This is a genomic window from Frankia torreyi (genome assembly GCF_000948395.1).
Classification (GTDB): Bacteria; Actinomycetota; Actinomycetes; order Frankiales; family Frankiaceae; genus Frankia; species Frankia torreyi.
This window is the reverse complement of the sequence record NZ_JYFN01000004.1, coordinates 146,815-164,919: the sequence shown is the minus strand read 5'-3', so window position 1 is coordinate 164,919 and position 18,105 is coordinate 146,815. Positions and strand designations below refer to the sequence as shown.

General features: G+C 68.0%; 16 protein-coding genes and 1 other RNA gene. 10 read left to right on the top strand and 7 right to left on the bottom strand.

Annotation, left to right across the window (positions count from 1 at the left end; all coding sequences use genetic code 11):
• Nucleotides 1-132 precede the first annotated feature (132 nt).
• On the bottom strand, nt 133-660 hold the full coding sequence (locus FF36_RS04215; protein ID WP_044883692.1) for a lipopolysaccharide assembly protein LapA domain-containing protein: 528 nt from the start codon (nt 658-660) through the stop codon (nt 133-135).
• A 111-nt stretch (nt 661-771) separates the two neighbouring features.
• Here FF36_RS04215 and rnpB point away from each other — a divergent pair.
• The 6 genes from rnpB to FF36_RS40650 all read left to right on the top strand — a co-directional run bounded on the left by rnpB (nt 772) and on the right by FF36_RS40650 (nt 4,632).
• Nucleotides 772-1,186, top strand: an RNA gene (gene rnpB / locus FF36_RS31385) — RNase P RNA component class A.
• 612 nt (nt 1,187-1,798) lie between these two features.
• Nucleotides 1,799-2,107 carry a hypothetical protein gene (locus FF36_RS04210; RefSeq protein WP_044883631.1) on the top strand — a complete coding sequence of 103 codons (309 nt, stop codon included), beginning with the start codon at nt 1,799-1,801 and terminating at the stop codon, nt 2,105-2,107.
• A gap of 287 nt (nt 2,108-2,394) precedes the next feature.
• The gene (locus FF36_RS04205) at nt 2,395-2,862 is read left to right on the top strand and encodes a protein kinase domain-containing protein (RefSeq protein ID WP_242422282.1); all 468 of its coding nucleotides are present in this window, start codon (nt 2,395-2,397) and stop codon (nt 2,860-2,862) included.
• Between the two features lie 464 nt (nt 2,863-3,326).
• The gene (locus tag FF36_RS04200) at nt 3,327-3,623 is read left to right on the top strand and encodes a hypothetical protein (protein WP_128423257.1); all 297 of its coding nucleotides are present in this window, start codon (nt 3,327-3,329) and stop codon (nt 3,621-3,623) included.
• Nucleotides 3,624-3,894: 271 nt separating this feature from the next.
• Nucleotides 3,895-4,437 carry a hypothetical protein gene (locus tag FF36_RS04195; protein WP_055864513.1) on the top strand — a complete coding sequence of 181 codons (543 nt, stop codon included), beginning with the start codon at nt 3,895-3,897 and terminating at the stop codon, nt 4,435-4,437.
• A gap of 9 nt (nt 4,438-4,446) precedes the next feature.
• Nucleotides 4,447-4,632 carry an AIPR family protein gene (locus FF36_RS40650; protein ID WP_082121671.1) on the top strand — a complete coding sequence of 62 codons (186 nt, stop codon included), beginning with the start codon at nt 4,447-4,449 and terminating at the stop codon, nt 4,630-4,632.
• Between the two features lie 16 nt (nt 4,633-4,648).
• On the opposite strand, the gene tnpB is transcribed toward FF36_RS40650, so the two are convergent.
• Nucleotides 4,649-6,046 (bottom strand): IS607 family element RNA-guided endonuclease TnpB, encoded by a 1,398-nt coding sequence (gene tnpB / locus FF36_RS04190; protein WP_044883628.1) that lies wholly within the window; start codon nt 6,044-6,046, stop codon nt 4,649-4,651.
• Nucleotides 6,043-6,618 (bottom strand): IS607 family transposase, encoded by a 576-nt coding sequence (locus tag FF36_RS04185; RefSeq protein ID WP_044883627.1) that lies wholly within the window; start codon nt 6,616-6,618, stop codon nt 6,043-6,045. The genes tnpB and FF36_RS04185 overlap by 4 nt, the downstream gene beginning before the upstream one ends.
• Before the next feature lie 31 nt (nt 6,619-6,649).
• On the opposite strand from FF36_RS04185, the gene FF36_RS04180 reads away from it, so the two are divergent.
• Nucleotides 6,650-7,924, top strand: a complete 1,275-nt coding sequence (locus FF36_RS04180; RefSeq protein ID WP_082121661.1) for an AIPR family protein — start codon at nt 6,650-6,652, stop codon at nt 7,922-7,924.
• Nucleotides 7,925-7,987: 63 nt separating this feature from the next.
• Here FF36_RS04180 and FF36_RS04175 read toward each other — a convergent pair whose 3' ends face one another.
• From FF36_RS04175 to FF36_RS04170, 3 genes are read right to left on the bottom strand one after another with little or no spacing between them, the layout of a single operon-like run.
• Nucleotides 7,988-9,547: a type I restriction-modification system subunit M gene (locus tag FF36_RS04175; RefSeq protein ID WP_044883626.1), complete on the bottom strand. Its 1,560-nt coding sequence runs from the start codon at nt 9,545-9,547 to the stop codon at nt 7,988-7,990.
• Complete coding sequence (locus FF36_RS32375; RefSeq protein WP_082121660.1) at nt 9,544-11,154, bottom strand: restriction endonuclease subunit S; 1,611 nt, start codon at nt 11,152-11,154, stop codon at nt 9,544-9,546. The genes FF36_RS04175 and FF36_RS32375 overlap by 4 nt, the downstream gene beginning before the upstream one ends.
• Complete coding sequence (locus FF36_RS04170) at nt 11,151-14,789, bottom strand: DEAD/DEAH box helicase family protein (protein ID WP_082121669.1); 3,639 nt, start codon at nt 14,787-14,789, stop codon at nt 11,151-11,153. Before FF36_RS04170 ends, FF36_RS32375 begins: the two co-directional genes overlap by 4 nt.
• Before the next feature lie 124 nt (nt 14,790-14,913).
• Between FF36_RS04170 and FF36_RS04165 the strand changes: the two genes are divergently transcribed.
• The 3 genes from FF36_RS04165 to FF36_RS04155 are packed head-to-tail and all read left to right on the top strand — an operon-like array spanning nt 14,914 to nt 16,977.
• Complete coding sequence (locus FF36_RS04165; protein WP_242422281.1) at nt 14,914-15,756, top strand: hypothetical protein; 843 nt, start codon at nt 14,914-14,916, stop codon at nt 15,754-15,756.
• Entirely contained in the window at nt 15,737-16,123 is a 387-nt protein-coding gene (locus tag FF36_RS04160; RefSeq protein ID WP_044883625.1) for a hypothetical protein, read from the top strand. Before FF36_RS04165 ends, FF36_RS04160 begins: the two co-directional genes overlap by 20 nt.
• Before the next feature lie 29 nt (nt 16,124-16,152).
• On the top strand, nt 16,153-16,977 hold the full coding sequence (locus FF36_RS04155; RefSeq protein ID WP_242422280.1) for a hypothetical protein: 825 nt from the start codon (nt 16,153-16,155) through the stop codon (nt 16,975-16,977).
• On the opposite strand, the gene FF36_RS04150 is transcribed toward FF36_RS04155, so the two are convergent.
• On the bottom strand, nt 16,965-18,101 hold the full coding sequence (locus FF36_RS04150) for a bifunctional RNase H/acid phosphatase (protein ID WP_044883623.1): 1,137 nt from the start codon (nt 18,099-18,101) through the stop codon (nt 16,965-16,967). The genes FF36_RS04155 and FF36_RS04150 overlap by 13 nt on opposite strands.
• Between the last annotated feature and the right edge of the window lie 4 nt (nt 18,102-18,105).

Here is an 18,105-nt window from a genome sequence, read left to right as displayed (position 1 = left end):
GTGCCGGAGAACTCCGCGGCGAACGCGACCCTGACGATCGGCGGCGCGCGCCGCCGATCGTCAGGAATACCCGCGCGACGCCCACCGCAGCACCGACCGCCGCGCGGGAGTTCGTTTCCCTTGTTCGGCGTCCTACCGGCCGCGAGCCGCCTTGCGTAGCTGACGCAGCTCGCGGCGCAGCCGGATCTGCGGAATCACCCCGATGAGCAGGCCGATGACGAGCCCCGCGGCGGCCGCGGCGGCAAGCGCCGCGGCAACCGACATCTGCTGGGTGGAGCCGAAGAGCCAGATGCTCACCCGCGCGTCGTTCTTGACCACAAACACGACGACGGCAATCGCGATGACCAGTACCAGCACCGTGATCGCGTAGGTGGTGTAGGCGACCCCACGCCGCCGCGGCGGCCCCTCGGCCGGCGCGCCGGGCGCCGGCGGCGTCCCCGGCGCCGCCGGACCGCCTGCTGTCCCCGCCACCCCGGGAGCCCCGGCAGCCCCGGTCGGGTAGGCGGTGCCCGCCGGGTAGGGCGCAGGCACCGTGCCCGGCGAGGTGCCGCCGACCGGCGCCGCGCCCAGCGCCGGGACCGCGGGGCCGCCGGGGGGCGGCGGCGGGCTCGTGGGGCGGGTGTGGTCGATCCTCTTGCCCGGCTCGTCGGATCCCGCCATCGTCGCCCCATCCATCATGATCGCCTGCACGGCCGTGCCCCGCGCCGTCCAGTTCCGTCCCCTGTGCCCAGGGATTCTAGGCGGGCGCGTGCCCTATGCTGAAGACGCGGACGAGGTGGCCGGGCGGCCGCGTCGGCACCGGTTCACGCCGGTGCCGCCGAGGAAAGTCCGGGCTCCACAGGGCAGGGCGGTGGGTAACACCCACCCGGGGCGACCCGCGGGACAGTGCCACAGAAAACAGACCGCCGGTGCCGGTCACGGCGCCGGTAAGGGTGAAACGGTGCGGTAAGAGCGCACCAGCGCCCAGGGTGACCTGGGCGGCTCGGTAAACCCCGCCCGGAGCAAGGTCAGAAGGCCCGCGGCCGTAACCGGTCGCGAGCCGCGCAGGCGTTCGAGGGCTGCCCGCCCGAGCCTGCGGGTAGACCGCTGGAGGCTGCCGGCAACGGCAGCCCGAGAGAGATGGCCGCCACCGGCGAGCCGCAAGGCGACCCGGCCACAGGACCCGGCTTACAGGCCACCTCGTCCGCACTACCAGCACGTTCTCGCGGATCACGCGATCTACCAGGAACTTTGGTCTTTCGCGATCTCCCCCCTGTCTCCCGGCTGCGCGGGTTCGGCCCTGCGAGGCCGTGGGACGCCGCGCCCGAGGTCAGTGAGTCTCCCGCCGCCGGGAGCACGCCGCCGGGAGCACGCCGCCGGGAGCACGCCGCCGGCCGGATGACCTGCTACTGGCCGCCCTCGCTCCGACACCGGTGACACCCGAGGTTGCTTCCACCTCGGCGCACTTCAGCCGCGTAGCTGTCGGTCCACCACGAAGACCACGAAGCGGTAACCCGGAGCGAACTACCGTGGTGTAGTTCGCCACCAATCCAAGTGCCAGCGACGATGCCCGGGTAGGTTCGAGTGGAGGTCGATGGATGCCACGACCGCGGCACCCGATCAAGGAGCTGGAGGCACTCCTCCGAAACGGGGAAGCCCAAGGTTGGAAAGTCACCAAGGGTAGCGGGTACTTCCGGATGTTCTGTACGTGCGGCGATGGTCACTACAAGTGGGTGCACCTAACACCGTCGAACCCGCGATACGAACGGAACCTACGGAGCTACCTGAGGAGCAGGACCTGCTGGAAGGAGGGCGGACTATGAAGTATGAAGGCCTCGTCGAGCTCACGGTGACCGGTCCCATCGGCGACTTCGAGACTCGCACCGACCAGCTCATGGATGCCCTGCTCACTCTGGAAGACCTCATCGACCCCGACATCGGCGGCAACCTCACCGAGGGCCGGATGGACATCACCATGACCATCGAGGCTGACACCATCCCTGATGCGGCCTACAAGAGCCTCTGCGCAGTGCGGACCGCGATTCACGCCGTTGGCGGGGCCACTCCGGGCTGGGAACGCCTGATCCAGAAGATGACCGCAGAGGCTCGACAGCCCGCCGACGCCTAGAGACCCGCGGCCCTTCACTGCACGCAGGCGGCGGCCATCACGCAACTCCAGGAGATGCTCGACCGGGTACGCGGCGAGCCGGTGTCCCGGACTCGGGCGCAGGTGATCGCCCGACCTGAAGGGCGTCCCGGACCCGCTGATCAGCCGTCCGTCCGCCGAGGACCCGCGGCGGCGCCCGTGGGCCGACGTCGAGGAGTGGCTGGACGGGCATCGTGGCGATGCCCTACACGGGCAGGTCGCGATCCGACAGCTCATCGATGGCGGTGGGCCACGAGCGGAGGGGTCCGATGCCGGTGAGGCCGTTGCGCGCCATCGATCCCCGGGCGGTGGGGCCGTACCGGCTGCCCGCGCGCCTGGGCAGCGGCGGCCTGGGAATGGTCTACCTCGGCGAGGACGCCGACCCGGAGGCGGAGACTCCGTGGCTTGCGACCGAGTACATCGAGGGCCCGACCCTGACGGCCGAGGTGGCGCGCAGCGGCCCGCTGTCGACCGCGGCGCTGCAGACGCTCGCGGTGGAGCTGGCGACGACCCTGGTCGCCATCCACGGCGCCGGCGTGGTGCATCGCGACCTCAAGCCCGGCAACGTGATGCTGGCCGACGACGGCGCCAAAGTGATCGACTTCGGGATCGCCACCGGGGTGCCGGGACCGTCACGGTCACCGGCGTGGTCCTCGGCAGCGTCGGCTACATGGCGCCCGAACTGCTCACCACGACCGGTTCGCCCGGACCGGCCGCCGACATCTCCTGGCCCCTGACCCTGTCGGAGGTCACTGGCACCGGCGACGGCGGCAAAGTCGGTGGGAGCCGGAGCATCCTTTCCGCCCCGCCTTCGAACAGCAATGTCGACGGCCGCGATGGCGAGCCAAGACTGCCATCTCCGCACGCAAGGCCACAAAAGAGCTACACACAGTGAACTACAGTCGTGTAGTTGCCCATGTAGCGCTGCGGCCGGCCCGGGAACCTAGGTAAGTTCATGCGGAGGTGGCGGGATGCCACGATCGAGGCACCCGATCAAGGAGCTGGAGGCGTTCCTCCGACAGGCGGAGAGTCAGAGCTGGAGAGTCGAGAAGGGCAAAAAGTACTTCAAGATCTACTGCCCGTGTGGAGAGCACAAGCACACCGTGCATCTCACTCCATCCGACCCGCGCTACGAGAAGAACCTCCGCGGACACCTGAAGAGCCGAACATGCTGGGAGGAGGCCCCGTGATGAAGTACCAGATGCTGATCGAGCTGCAGGTAGTCGGCCCGCTGGACGACCTTGACGAGGTTTCTGACCGGCTGGCCGACGCGCTGTACGAACTTCATGACGTGATCGACCCCGATCTCAGCACCAACCTGAAGACGGGCCGTCTCGACGTCACGATGATCGTGGATGTCGCGACTCTCGAAGAAGCCCTACGCAAGACGCTCGCGGCGACACGCGCGGCCGTCCACGCGACCGGTGGCTCGACCCCGGACTGGGACCAGATGTTCCGCGAGGTTGGAACGCAGGCCCGCGAACTCACCGACGCCTAGCCGGCCGGGGATCGTCGACCGGCCGGGGCTCCGCCCTCCCCGGCCAGCCAGCCGCCCGGGCCGAGATCCACGGGTCAGGGNCGGTGGATATCAAGTGGTCTACCACCCCGACGACGACTGAATATGGCCCGAAGCCCCTCGCACGCCGTCGAGTAGACGGCCAAGGCGGCAGCCTCGGCGGTCGGTCCGCCGCAGCGGGACTACTGCGTACCGCAAAGGGGACGCCCCGTAAGCTTGCATGCACGATGCGGCGAAGGGGGCGTTCGGTCGGATGAGCGGAAAGCCTGGTAAGGCGATTCCCGGGGCCGTCATCGCGGTCCAGTCCGCGCTGACCCGCGAGTTCGAGGGGCTCATCGACACAGCCGACGTCACCCACCCGGACCCAGGCGAGCGCCGCCGGAAATTCCTGTCCCGGGCGCTCGCCGCGCTGGTCGCCCGGGACCGGGCCGCGTGCGACACGGCCGACGCCGCCGAGCTGGTCATCGACGGGCGGGATGATTTCGGTATCGACGCCATCGCCGTGGCCGCGGGTGAGCCGAGGCTCTGGTTGATCCAGTCGAAGTGGAGCGACCGCGGCGAGGCCGGCCTGAACTCCGGCGAGGCCCTCAAGACCCTCGAAGGGCTCCGCCTGATCGACCAGCACGAGTTCGACCGCTTCAACGAGCGGCTCCAGGTGCTGGCCGAGCGCATACGTGCCGTGCTCAGCGACGCCAACCGGCGCATCACCTTGAGCGTGGTCCTGATGGGCAGTCAACAGCCCTCCCAGGAAGTGCGGCGGAAGTTCGACGACGCCGTGAAGAGCTTCAACGAGTAGGCCGGGGAGATCGCCCACTGGCACGCCGAGCACGGCAGCCTCCTGTTCAGCAAGAACATCCGCACCAGTCTCGGCATCACAAAGATCAACAGTGGAATCATCGAGACGCTGCTCAAGACCCCCGAGAACTTCTGGTACTACAACAACGGCGTCACCGTGCTCTGCGACGGCCTCACCTTCAACCGTTGCATGTGAGCGTCATATAGCGCTCTCATGCCGCCTCGCCTCTCGGCGAGGCACCCCCGGTCTGATCCGCTCGCGCGGTGCCGGGTTCCCGCTTCGCGGCCACCTGCCGTCGCGCCGGTACTGCTAGCGCACTGGTCTTACGGTCGGCTCCACGAGCAGTTTTAACGTCGCCGATGTACTCGCGGTCGACGAGCCGCCTGAGATTGATCGCCGCGTTCTCATCACGGTCGATCACCAGTCCGCAGCGTTTGCAGGTGAAGGTGCGGTCCGACAGGGTCAGGCTTGGGTTTCGCCAGCCACAGCCGGAACAGGTCTTGCTCGACGGGTACCATCGGTCGGCGACGTGCAGGTGCGCGCCGTGCCAGCCGGGCACGTACACATCGGTCCCGGTCTTCGGGTTGCGGACGGTCCGGCCGCACTTGTACTCCAGCTGGCGGCGCAGCTCGCCCATGCCGACGTCGAAGACCGCCTTGGCCAGATGCCGGTTGCGGACCATGCCGGTGACGTTCAGGTCCTCGATGACCACCGTGCGATGGGTTCTGGCCAGTTCGGTGGTGAGCTTGTGCAGCCCGTCGCGCCGCTGGTTGGCGGTGTGCGCGTGCTGCTTCGCGAGTTCGGCAGCGAGCTTCGCCCGGCCGTTGCTGCCCGGCTGCGACCGTGCGTAGGCCCGGGATGTCCGGCGCAGTTCCTTCTCCGCGCGGGCGGCATGCTTCGGGTTCGGGACCTTCTCGCCGGTCGAGAGCACCGCGAGGTGCTTCACGCCCAGATCGATCCCGACAACGCCGCCCCTGACCTGCCGCGCCGACGGGGTGTCCGGAATCTCCCGCTCGGTCTCGACCGTGAACGACACGAACCAGCGGCCGGCGGTCCGGGACACGGTCGCACCCCCCAGCCGTGCCCGGCCGTCCACGAGCCGGCTGGTCAGCGCCCCCATCGGCTCGTGGACCTTCACCGGGCCGATCCGGGGCAGCTTGACGTGCAGCTCCCCGCACGGTCCGTAGGACCCGGTGGTGTAGCGGAACGAGTCGCGGGCCTTGCCACGCTTCTTGAAACGCGGGAAGCCGACCTTCCCGCCTTTGCACTTGCCCTTCTTCGAGTCGGTGAAGTTCTTCAGCGCGTTGGCCAGATCCGCCAGCCCGGCGGAGAACGCCTCCTTGGAGCAGCCGGCCCACCAGGGGGCGATACCGTTCTTGATCTGGTTCCAGCGCAGACGTAGCGCGGGCAGCGTCCACGGCACCGGAGTCAGATCATCACCGGACAGCCCGTAGGACTTCTCCGCCTCCCGCTGCCCCAGCGCGGCCTTCACGAACGCCAGGCCCCAGTTGAAGGCATAGCGCCGGGCACCGGCATGCCGGTTGAGGTTCGCGGCCTGGACGTTGTTCGGGTCGAGCGCGAACCGGTACGCCTGCAGGACCCGACTCACGAGGGATCCTCGGTGGCCGCCGCGACCGCGCGGGCGGCCCGGTTCGCCGCGGCGCGCCGGCCGTAGAGCCGGGCACACATCGACGTCAGGACCTCGGTGATGTCGCGGACGAGGTCGTCGTCGACCTCGGACGGGTCGACGACCAGCAGGCGGCGTCCCTGCGCGGACATCGCGGCCTCGACGTACTCGGCGCCGAACCGAGCGAACCGGTCCCGGTGCTCGACGACGATCGTCGCCACCGTCGGGTCGCGTAGCAGCGCGAGGAACTCGCGGCGATGGCTGTCCAACGCGGAGCCGACCTCGGTCACCACTCTGCCGACGGGCAGGTTCTGTCCGGCCGCCCACGTGGTGACCCGGGCGACCTGCCGGTCAAGGTCCGGCCGCTGATCGGCGGACGACACCCGGGCGTACACCGCCGTCACACCGGACGGTGCCGGCCGCGCCTCGACGTCGCCGACGAGGATCAGCCGACCGACCCGGCGGGTCGGGACGGGGAGTGTGCCTTCGCGGTGCCAGCGGCGCGCGGACGTGTATGACACGCCCTGCGACTCGGCCCACTCCTTTAGGTTCACCTGGCCACTATACGACGCCAAAAGACGCTAGATGACGCTCGACAGACAGCAGCTTTCAACCCCCTTCAGTCTGAGTGCGCCGAACGGCGCGGCCAGGCTGACGATCGACGGGGCGAGCGTGGTCAACGGAGCGCAGACCGTCGTCGCCATCAGCGAGGCGGTGAAGAAGAACCCGGCGGCCGCCGCAGCGCGTGTCGGCGTCCGCGTCATCGTCGTGCGGGAGGAGGCCACCGGCCTCGCCACCACCATCACCCAGACGACGAACACGCAGAACGACGTCGAGCTGCGCGACTTCGTCGTCCTGGACCCGGTGCAGACCGACATCCGGGACGACTTCGCCCTCACCCTCGACAAGACCTATGTCATCAAGCGAGGGGAGATCGACCCGCCGCCCGAGGGCGGCTGTTCCGTCGTGCACGCCTCCATCGCCCTCGCCTGCGCATATCCCGATGTCGAACTGGCGGTGCGGGCGAAGAAGGACACCGCCCTGCTGTGGGAGCGCGACCCGAAGGGCGCCTACACCCTGCTGTTCGGCGGCCGCCGCCCGTCGGCACTGCGGATCTGGCGATGCGTCCAGACCCTGCGCGCGGTGCAGCAAAGCCTCCTCGACAGCCGCGACGACCGCCGCGGCCGTGCGCAGGCGGTCGCGGAGCACGGTGACCTGCTGATCGCGCACATCGTCTTCGCCAAGATCACCCTGGACGGGGTCGATGATCCTGACGTCGACTGGTCCGCCCGGCTCGCCGACGTGCCGGAGCTGGTCCGGCAGACGATCGGTTGGCTCGTCCTGCACATCGACGTCCACTTCAGCCAGACCGCCTTCATCGGCAGCACGCTGACTAGCACCGAGCGGTGCAAGACCCTGGTCGAGCTGGTGCTTCGCAACATCGCAAGCCCCCAGCCGGAGCCGACTCTGCCCGACGCCTACAGCCCGCCGAAGGCGGAACGGCGTAGCCGCCGGCCGAACTCGGTGGGGGTCCTGGTCGACGCGAACAGGATCGGAAACGGCGCACGGCTGGTGTTCTCCACCGCGAGTAAGGCCGAGGAGCGCGCGATCGGAAGCTGGTTGGCGGCCAATCCGCGGCGGGCCGAGGCGACGTGGACACCCAGTCGCTCGAGGCCGTTGGTCTGGGCGGCGGACGGCCACCAATACGCGCCGTCCGGCCTGGTCATGGAAATGTGGCGGCAGGCGGGATGGAAGCGCTCCCCCGTCTCCGTGCAGGGGCCGGCGCGGTGGTCGCTGCCGGGTGAGGGCTCGCTCGCCGAGCTGGCCGAGGCGGTGCTGCGCGCGAACGAACCCGACTGACGCATCGCCGCGCCGAGCGCACCCGCGAACGCATGACGTCGCTGCGCGGGTGCGCCGGACTCGTCAGAGGGGAAGTTCCCCGACCGCGGGTGCGTCGTCGGCCGACGCGGAGCCGTCGGGTTCCGCGGAACCGTCGCTGCGCGGACCGGCGGCGAGGGACTCGGCGATGGCGGCGAACTCGGCCAGCGCGGCTTCGAGATCCTCGACGATCTCCCGGGCGATGACGTCGGGAGGCAGCAGGCTGTCAGCGTCGTCGAGGCTCGGGTCGCGTAGCCAGGTGATGTCGAGGTTCGCCTTGTCCCGGGCGACCAGCTCGTCGTAGGTGAACGGACGGAACCGCTCGGACTCGACCCGGGTCTTCCGCGGTTCCCCAGGCCGGTAGCAGGCGACGAAGTCGTCAAGGTGCTCTCGGCGCAGCGGGTTCTGCTTGAGTGTGAAATGCTGGCCGACCCGCAGGTCGTAGACCCACATCGTCGTCGTCCACGGCGTGCCCGGCCGGGCTCGGCGCTTGTCGAAGAACAGCACGTTCGCTTTGACCCCGCCGGCGTAGAAGATGCCAGTGGGCAGGCGCAACAGGGTGTGGACGTCGTAGTCAAGCAGCAGCCGGCGGCGGACAGTCTCCCCCGCGCCGCCTTCGAACAGGACATTGTCGGGGACGACGACGGCCGCCCGACCGTTCACGTCCAGCGACGTCGCGATGTGCTGCACGAAGTTGAGCTGCTTGTTCGTCGTCGTCGTCCAGAAATCCGTTCGACTGTAGGCAATGTCGTCCCGGCCGGCGCGGCCATCTTCCCCGATCACCGTGATCGACGACTTTTTCCCGAACGGCGGGTTGGCGAGGATGACCGTCGGGTTGCCCCCGTACCGCCCGGCAAGCGCGTCCCCGACGTCGATGAGCGTGTTGCCGTTGGGCTGGCCGATGCCATGCAGGATCATGTTCATCGCGGCGAGCCGGGCGGTACCGTCGACCAGCTCCGTGCCCTTGATCGCCCCCCGGCTGAAGGCGCTGCGCTGCTCCGGCGTCATGTCGGCGCCGTGATGGCGCTGGATGTAGTCGGCGGCGGCCAGGAGGAAGCCGCCGGTGCCACACGCCGGGTCGTAGACGGTGTCGCCGGGCAGTGGCTGGAGGCAGTCGACCATGGCCGCGGTCAGCGCCCGCGGGGTGAAGTACTGCCCCGCGCCGGACTTGATGTCCTCGGCGCTTTTAGCCAGCAGCTCCTCGTAGGCATCACCCTTGACGTCGACACCGGTCGAAGACCACTGCTCCTTTTCGATCAGATCCACGATGAGCCGCTTCAGCTTGGCCGGATCCTGAATGCGGTTCTGCGCCTTCCGGAAGATCACCCCGAGCATGCCCGATTCCTTGGCAAGCTCCTCCAGTGTATGCCGGTACTCGACCTCCAGATCGTCGCCGTCGTAGTCGAGCAGCTTCTGCCACCGCGCCGCAACCGGCCTCAGAGCGATGTCCGGATTCAGCTTGCGTTCGGCCCGCTCGTGCGCCATCTTCAGAAACAACAGGTAAGTAAGCTGCTCGACGTAGTCGATCGTGGAGACACCGTCATCCCGCAGCACATCGCAGTATTTCCACAGCTTCGCAACCAACCGCCGTGCGTCCGCGCTCACCCCAGCACGTCCTTATCTTGATCTATGCCCATGTCGCCAAGCGGCAGCATCGGCACGGATGCGGCAGCGACGGAGTCCCAACCTCTGGCCGGTCGGACTGTAGCCGGGCCGGCCCCAGCCGACTTTGGAGTCCGCCGCCTTGGTGGCACCTTCGCCATACCGGCGCGCTCTCCTTGGATCTGCGCCAATAGCATCGATGCCGGCTCATCCCCCGGATCCTGCGTCACCAACCGCCCCGCAAATGCCTCCGCCAGTAATGCGCCTCGCAAGCGTCGAGACCGAGCATCAACTATAGCAGTCGAATTTTTCCAGATTTCCACCACCGACAGACAACGCTCTACTTCTCGAACAATCTCCCGTTGCACTACAATCGGCGGTATCACTACTGGAAGTGCTCTTATCGCCGAAATATTTACCCCTTTAACCGCAACCCCTCTCGCGTGGCGCGCGAAATACTGGCGGCTAAAGCGGCCCTGCAGATAGAGATGCAGATAATCGGAAGCCAGGTCGGGCAGCGGAGAAATTCGAGCAACATCGCGACTAATATTTACGCCGGTCAAATCGGAAGATATAACCGCGGAGCGTTCATATGAGCCTCTGATAGCCATCACAACATCACCGGCTCGCAACCTTGAACCCGGGAATTGGGTGTCCATCTCCTTCGACGTTCGCTTCAAAGATTCGCGAACCAAAGACCCCGCAGACAAATCCCGAACTTCGACGTATGGAACTTCTCGCACGCCGGGAGAATTTGGCTTTAGGATACCATAACGAATAGTTCTGATGGGGTCAGTTGCCGCCTCAAGACTGACAAGAGCCCATCCGCGCGGGATCGACGGGGGCGGCTCTATATTCGGAGCTACGGGAGAATTATAATTTGATCTTCGCGCCGCAGCCCAAGAAACCTCGCGTTGCCTAGCCAGCTTAGCGGCAATTTCCTCACTGGAAGATATACATGAGGTGGAGTGCTTCACGAGCCGCCCCTCCACGGCGCTTGAGATTATCGAAAGCGCAAGATCTCGGCTGCGGATGTTGACACGACCAAGCGAGTCAGCAGCCTTCGCAAGTCGCGGCAAATATTCATCGAGGACGGTAACGATGCGGCGCTGTTCGGCCAACGGTGGGACCGGTAGGGGCATACGCCGCAACTCTCCGAGACCCAGACGAGGCCGACCAACCCCTCTAATCCTGGAAGCCGCGTAGCTTCGAGACTGTGGCGCACTCAAAAAGTAGAGCAGCCAATGCGGATCGATGGAGTGGTGAGGACGAACACGAATGCAATCAGCCTTCACGATCGCCGATACATCGAACTTCGGCATAATACAAACGCGAGGAAGATTGTCGCCCAGCGAAGCGACTATGAGATCTCCTGCACACACCTCATGCGCGCGCAGAGATTCAAAATGATCATCGGCGATATAGGCTCGATCTTCGTCATTGAAGATTCCATCACCGATGTTCTGCAGTCGAATTACCCTGACACCCGAGGCAGTGTAATGGCGAGAGGCTAGATTCGAGCCAAAAGGTCCGTCAGTGATAGCCCTCGACTCCACCGCAAGAAGATCTTCGAGGCAAGCCCATTCCCAGCCGAGGGGGAGGTTGGTCATGCGGTGAGGGCGGTGCGGAGGGTGGTGAGGACGGTCTCGGCACGGTCGTTGCCGAAGGCGGCGAGGAAGCCGTCGGTGCCACCGTTCTGGGTGAAGGGCGACTCGTCGAGGTCGCTGTCGTTGAAGGTCGCCGAACTCACCACGATGTCCTTGATCCTCTCCAGCCACCATTCCTGGTCGGCCGTGAACGTCACGCCGGCCTGCCGCTGGGCGGCGAGCCAGGAGGCAAACCGCTCGTCAACCACCGCCCGATGTGGCCGCGGCTGCTCCTCGATGCCCAGCTCGTAGCGGATCAGGCCGATCAGATCCAACGTTCCGTAACTTACCCCCGGTGCCTCGGGCGCGAGCCCGAGGACCTGGTACGAGTGCCACAGGCTGAGCGGAGACCACAGGTGCGGTGGCCGGGCGATCCGCGCGGCCAGTTCTTTGAGCCGGATGTACACCGACCGCGGGTCGCCGCCGTGCTCGTAGGCCGCCTCGATCAGGGCGATCTCGTCATGGTTAGCCTTCAGGTACGCCCGCCAGGAGGTCACCTGGTCGCGGGCCAGCTCGGACCGGTCGACGCCACCCGCGGAGAGCAGGACGTCGGTGTTCACCTCGTCGATGGTGATCTCGTGGGCGCGGCGGATCTCCAGCAGCCGGGCGCGCAGATCCGGGTTCGCAGCGAGCGGGCGGACCGCGGCAACGACCAGCTTCCGTACCTCCGTCGGGCCCTTCCTCTCCGCGTCGGCGAGCAGGTCCGGATCGGCGGCCCGAACCAGGCTGCCGACCACCTCTGCGAGCGGCATTTTCGCGAGAGTCTCCAACTCCGTGCGTTCCTCCGCGGTGAGCCGCTGATCGAGACGGGCGAGACGGGAGGCGAGCGTCGCCGTCTCGTCGGCGGTGATCTCCAGGCTGCCGGCCTTGCGCAGCAGCGCCTCCAGGCTGATCTGCCGTTCGGTGTGCCGGGCCAGCGGGGCCGCGTCGACCCGTTTCGTGTCGACGACGCCGATCGCGTCGACGAGCACGAAACGATCCTTGGTTCGCGCATCCGGCGTGACACTCTGAAACTCCGCCGGGTCGATGGTCCGCGCCCCGCGACCCTTCATCTGTTCGAAGGCGACCGGGCTTTTCGGGTTGCGCAGGAACAGCAGGCATTCCAGCGGGCGCACATCCGTACCGGTGGAGATCATGTCGACGGTGACAGCGACACGCAACTCCGCCGAGTTACGGAACGATGCCAGCAGCTCGTCGGTGTTGCGCACCGAATAGGTGATCTTCACGGCGAACTCGTTGCCGCGGTTGAAGACCTCGCGGATCCGGCGGACGATCTCGTCGGCGTGGTTGTCATCGCGGGCGAACACCAGCGTCTTCGGCACCTCGGTACGCCCCGGGAAAATCTCGGTGAACAGCCGGTCCCGGAACGTCGCGAGCACCAGGTCGAGGTTCCCCTCGCTGATGACGGTCCGGCCGAGCTGGTCCGGGCTGTAGCTGAAGTCGTCGTCGAGCTCCTCGTAGCGCTGCTCCCGGGTCCGCCGGTCGCGGCGCGGCACGGTGATGCCGGCCTCGATGGTGTCGCCCTGCTCGCCGTGCTTCGTGCGGATGCGGTAGACGTCGAAGTCGACGTTCACGCCGTCCGCGACCGCCTGTTGATTGGAGTACTCGCTGACCACGTTCCGCTGGAAGTAGCCCAGGGTCTGCTTCGTCGGGGTGGCGGTCAGCCCGGTCTGGAAGGCGTCGAAGTACTCCAGCACCGCCCGCCACTTCCCGTAGATGGAGCGGTGGCACTCGTCGATGATGATGAGGTCGAACGTCTCCGGCGGTAGCGCGGCACTGTAGGTGACGGCGGCCGGCTCGACATCCTCGTCGCCCGACGCCTCCATCCCGTCGTCGAGGTCCGGGTCGTCGGTGTCGGCATCCGGCACGCTGCGGCCCGACAGCACCGCGTACAGCCGCTGCACCGTCGAGATGACGACCTGCCAGGAGTCGGCCACCCCGGAGCCGGCCAGGATCTCGGCGTTGTAGAGGTCGGTGAAGCGGCGACCATCGTCCGGGACCATGTAGCCGCCGAACTCGGTGCGCGCCTGACGGCCCAGGTTGTTGCGGTCGACGAGGAACAGCACGCGCCGGGCCCGCGCATGGCGCAGCAGGCGGGCGCTCGTCGTCACCGCCGCGTACGTCTTGCCCGCGCCGGTCGCCATCTGGATGAGCGCCCGTGGCCGACCGGTGGCCAGCGAACGCTCCAATCCGGTGACGGCGTCGACCTGAGCCGGCCGCAGGGACGCAGTGGCCAGCGGAAACGTCGCCGGCAGCGCGGCGAGCCGGGCCCGCAGGGTCGGGTGGTCCGGGTCCTCGTCAGCCTCCCGCATCCAGCGAGCCAGCGTCGCCGGCTGGTGAAAGGAAAATACGCGCCGGGATCTCGGCACGGGATCAAGGACGTTGGTGAACTGCGTCTCGATCGCCGTCGACTCGTACCGGAAGGGCAACGGGGAGCGCCAGGTAGCCATCTGCTGTTCCTTGGTCAGCGTGCCGGCGTACCGGGCGGACTGGCCCTCGACCTGTGTCAGCGTGGTGCCTTCCCGCTTCGCCTCGATCACGCCGACGAGTGCCTGATCGACGTACAGCAGGTAGTCGGCCGGGCCGGAGGCAGTGCGTCCCTCCCGGACCGCGACACCTCCACCCCCCACGAACAAGTTCAGCGCGGACACGTTCTGGACGACCCAGCCGGCGGCCTGCAGCATCCGATCGATCTCGGCCCGGACCTGCACCTCCGTACGCGGTTCGCGGGCGGCCACCCGGGCCCGCTCGATAAGCGCCTCACGCTGGTCCGCATTCGTCGACCGCGGCTGCATCCCGGGTAGCCCGATGCCCGCCTCGACGGACAGCACCTCGCGGACCGCCATCGCGTCGGCGTCGGCCGACTCGGTCGCTACGGTTGCCGGCGTCAGGGTCGTCTGCCGCGGGGAGTCCGCCACCAGCGCTGAGATGCGCCGGTGCAGCTCGGCGACGGTCTCGTGCAGCGCCTGTGCCTCCGATCGGGCGCGCTCGGCGGCCTGCTCGGCCTCGGTTCGCGCCGCCTGCTCGGCCGCCAGTTCATCCAGGCGTCCGTCGAGGCGGACCTTCGTCTGGGCGAGCCGGTCCCGATAGGCCGCCAGCTCCTCCCGCAGCTGGCGCAGCTCGTCGGCGTCGACAGCGGACGACGCCGCGGTGCCCGATTCCGGCGGGGCGGGCGGGACGAAGGCGATGACGCTGCGGTCCTCGGTGAGGAAGCGGTGGAACCACACGCCGAGCTCGAAGCAGTGGCCCACCATGGCGAGCGCTACCCGAACCTCGCCGAAGTAGCCGTGCACTGCTTCGTTGCCGGCGCGGCGAACGGCGTCGAACGCGCGCTTGATCCGACTGTCCAACAGACCGGACCTGGCCAGCGCGGCGAGGCGGTCCACCTGCCGGTCCCCGCGCACCCGCGTCTCGGTCTCTGCGACCATGCGCGCGGCCAGCGTCTCTGCGAACTGACGCGCCTTCATCAGGGACGTGTTCGGATCGGGATAGATGTAGGACTCCGCGCTCACCCCGAACAGGACGAGCAGCGGCTCGTGCTCGAGCAGGAACCCGAAGTTCTGGGACGCCTGAGCCAGCTTCACGATCTGTGCGTGCAACGCGCCGTCCACCACGCCCCCACGTGTTCAAGCCGCGAAACCGGTCCCGGAACGAGACCAGCCGCCTACCATAACGTATATCCGTCCCATCAGCAGACAAGCCCGCTCACGGACGGTTCGCGACATGCATGTGGCAGCACTGCTACTTTGGGTGGCGATGTCTATCGAGCGGCCGGCGGCGACTCCCGAGCGGTCGCCGGTACCAGACCAGTCCGGAGAGCCGCGCGTCGACCGTCCCTCGGGGCCTACCGAGCGGTCGAGAATCGAGTCGAAGCTGGATGCGCTGGAACGTCGCGCACTGTCGGATGATCGGCCGCAGCCGGCCGATCGCCGGACGGCGGTCGAGCCCGAGACCCGCCTTTCACCGCTGGAACGCAAGCTGGCACTGCTTGACGACGCTACCCGTGATGATCCGGCCGGGGACGTGGGCCGGGACGCGACAGCCAGAAAGCGGGATGGGTCGGACGGACCGGAAAGGCTCGGCTGGAAGCTGACCCGGATCTGGCGGGACAGCCTGCCGACCACCGACGGACGGGCCTTCTACGAGAAGTCCGACGTGGAGATGCGCACAACCGCTGCGGAAGCTAGACCGGCCCCGGGTCAGTACACCGCCGACCTGCACGGTACCCCCTCGGAATTCCGGGTCGGCCGGACACGACTCGACGCCCGGCAGCTCAGCGCGCTCATCCGCGCGGACGAGAACTGGCGCGGCCGACCGGTGCGGCTGGTGTCCTGCGAGACTGGACAGGGCGACGACCCCGTCGCCCAGAAGGTCGCCGACGAACTCGGCGTCACCGTGACCGCACCGACCGAACTCGCCTTTAACGACGAGAGAGGTAATGTCGTCACGACGTCAAGGCGACGGAACGAGTTCGGAATCCTGGTGGCAACCCGACCACACGACGGCCATTGGATCGATTTCCACCCGACAACCAAAGGTGATGGCAATGCCCCAGATTATCGGTGATCTGAAGATGGCCAAGGTCTTCGATGGCACAGCGGACGGCACCCCCTTCATAACCGACCGCCCAGAGCTGCCCCCCGGTCGCGAACGCAGCGAGGTTCTGGCCTACCTGCGACACGCGGCAGTCATCCTACGGGCCGCCGGCCTCGACGTCGACCAGCTCGACCCGGCCCGACCGAAGCAGGTGCCCATGGCACTCCTGACGGATGGATTCTGGATCTGGGACGCCTCCGTCGCCTACTACCTGGAAGCGCACGATCTTCCACCCGAACCGGAGTTCCTCGAGTACCTCCGCGGCCGAGACTTCACGTATGTGGCGCCCACGAGAGAACAGATTACGGCAGCGGCGGACGCACTCCGATCGCAATAATCACGGGCTGGAAGCGGGACGGTGATGGGGTGGGCGCAGGGAGACGTCTGGAGGCGTCGATCGACCCGCCGCCGTGGTTCGTGACCTGGTCGTTCACCGCAGCCGACGGCGGACCGGCGCCGATCCGGGCAGAGGCGTTTCTCATCTCCGCTCAGATTCCTCCGGCCACCAGCTTCGTGTTCGACGAAGACGCGGCCGACTCCTCCTCCTGGGCCGCCTGGCCGGTCGCACTCGACCAGGACAAGCACGATCAGCCCACCGGGCCGGCACTTCTCACAGCACGCCCGCAGATAGCCGATCAGTTCCGCCCGGGACGGGTCTTCGACCATCTCCCCTCGCCCAACGAAGATCCCACCATCCGCCAGCCGGGCGGCACGCTCCTCGAGCCGGCCATCGCACCGGAATGGCTCATCCGGCGTCTCCTCGCGCGGCTCGCCACCCTCCCGTGCGACCCGACCGCCTTTCAACCCTGGGAGACTACCGTCGACCGCGCACGGGTCAGTCACGACGGACGTGAACTCCGGTTGTGCGTCGCCACGAACCGCGGCGAGATCCCGGCCGGCGTCGACGTCGCGGAATTCGGCGACCGGATCGAGGTGCGCGTCCGCGTCGGCATCGACCGGCAACAGCCACCACGACCGATCCGCATCAGGAAGGTGCCTGGTACGGCTCATGGCCGGAGCGCCCGCCACGGTGGAGTTCAACGGCGATGGTGGATCGGCGTCGCCCTCGCCCGGCCCCTCGCCGACCGCCCCGTCTTTGACGTCGGCACCCGCGATCGGGCTGCCTGGTGGGCTGCCCGCCTGGCCTGGCAGGCAGCCCACCAGCAGACCTGCGGTGACTACTCGCCGTAGGTGGTCAGGTTCACGGAGTGGTGGGTGTCGTTGAAGCCGCGCAGCACGGCGGGGCCGTCGGAGTACCAGTCGATCGTGGTCAGCGAGACCAGGTCCAGGTGCAGGCGGTACAGGACGGTCGGCTCGGCGGCCAGTGCGAGCTGGGTCAATCCCTTGATCGGCGTGACGTGCGAGACGACGAGGATCCGCTTGCCGGGCTGCTCGGCGAGCAGCCGGTCGCGGGCCCGGGTCACCCGGGTCACCGTCGAGATCAGGCTCTCCCCGCCGGGCGGCGGCACGTTCGGGTCGGCGAGCCAGGCGTTGAGCTCGTCAGGGAAGCGCTCGCGCACCTCGCCGAAGGTCATCCCCTCCCAGGCGCCGAAGCTGGTCTCCCGCAGGTCGTCGTCGACGACATAGTCGCGGCCCAGCGCCTCGGCGGTCTGCCGGGCCCGCTTCAGCGGCGAGCTGACGATCAGGTCGAACGGTTCGTCGCGCAGCCGGTCGGCGACCGCGGCGGCCTGGCTCATCCCCAGGTCGGTCAGCGACGCCTCCACCGTCCCGCTGAACCGCTTGTCCACCGACAGCGGGGTCTGGCCGTGGCGCAGCAGCACCGTCGTCGTCGGTGGGGCGGGCGGAGCCATCCAGCCGGAAAGCCGGTGGGTGGTGGGGGCGCGGTGCGGCGCCGGATCCGGTGACTGTGGGACCGACGGCTCCCAGCTCCGCCCGGCCGCGGCGGCGTCCATCGCCTCGTTGGCGAGGCGATCGGCGTCGGCGTTGCGGGCGCGGGGCACCCACTGGTAGCGCACGGCGGGGAAGGTGCGGGCGAGCGCGGTCGCCTCGTCGGCCAGGGGGCGCATCGCCGGGTGCTTGATCTTCCAGCGGCCGCTCATCTGCTCGACGACGAGCTTGGAGTCCAGCCGGGCTTCCACCTCGGCGTCCGGGGCGATCTCGGCGGCGGCCCGCAGCCCGGCGATGAGGCCCGAGTACTCGGCGACGTTGTTCGTGGCATGCCCGATCGACGCGGCCCGCTCGGCGAGCACCGTCCCGTCCGCGGCGTCACGGACCACGGCGCCGTAGCCGGCCGGGCCCGGATTGCCCCGGGATCCGCCGTCGGCCTCGACGACCAGCCTGCGCACCGTGCTCATCTGC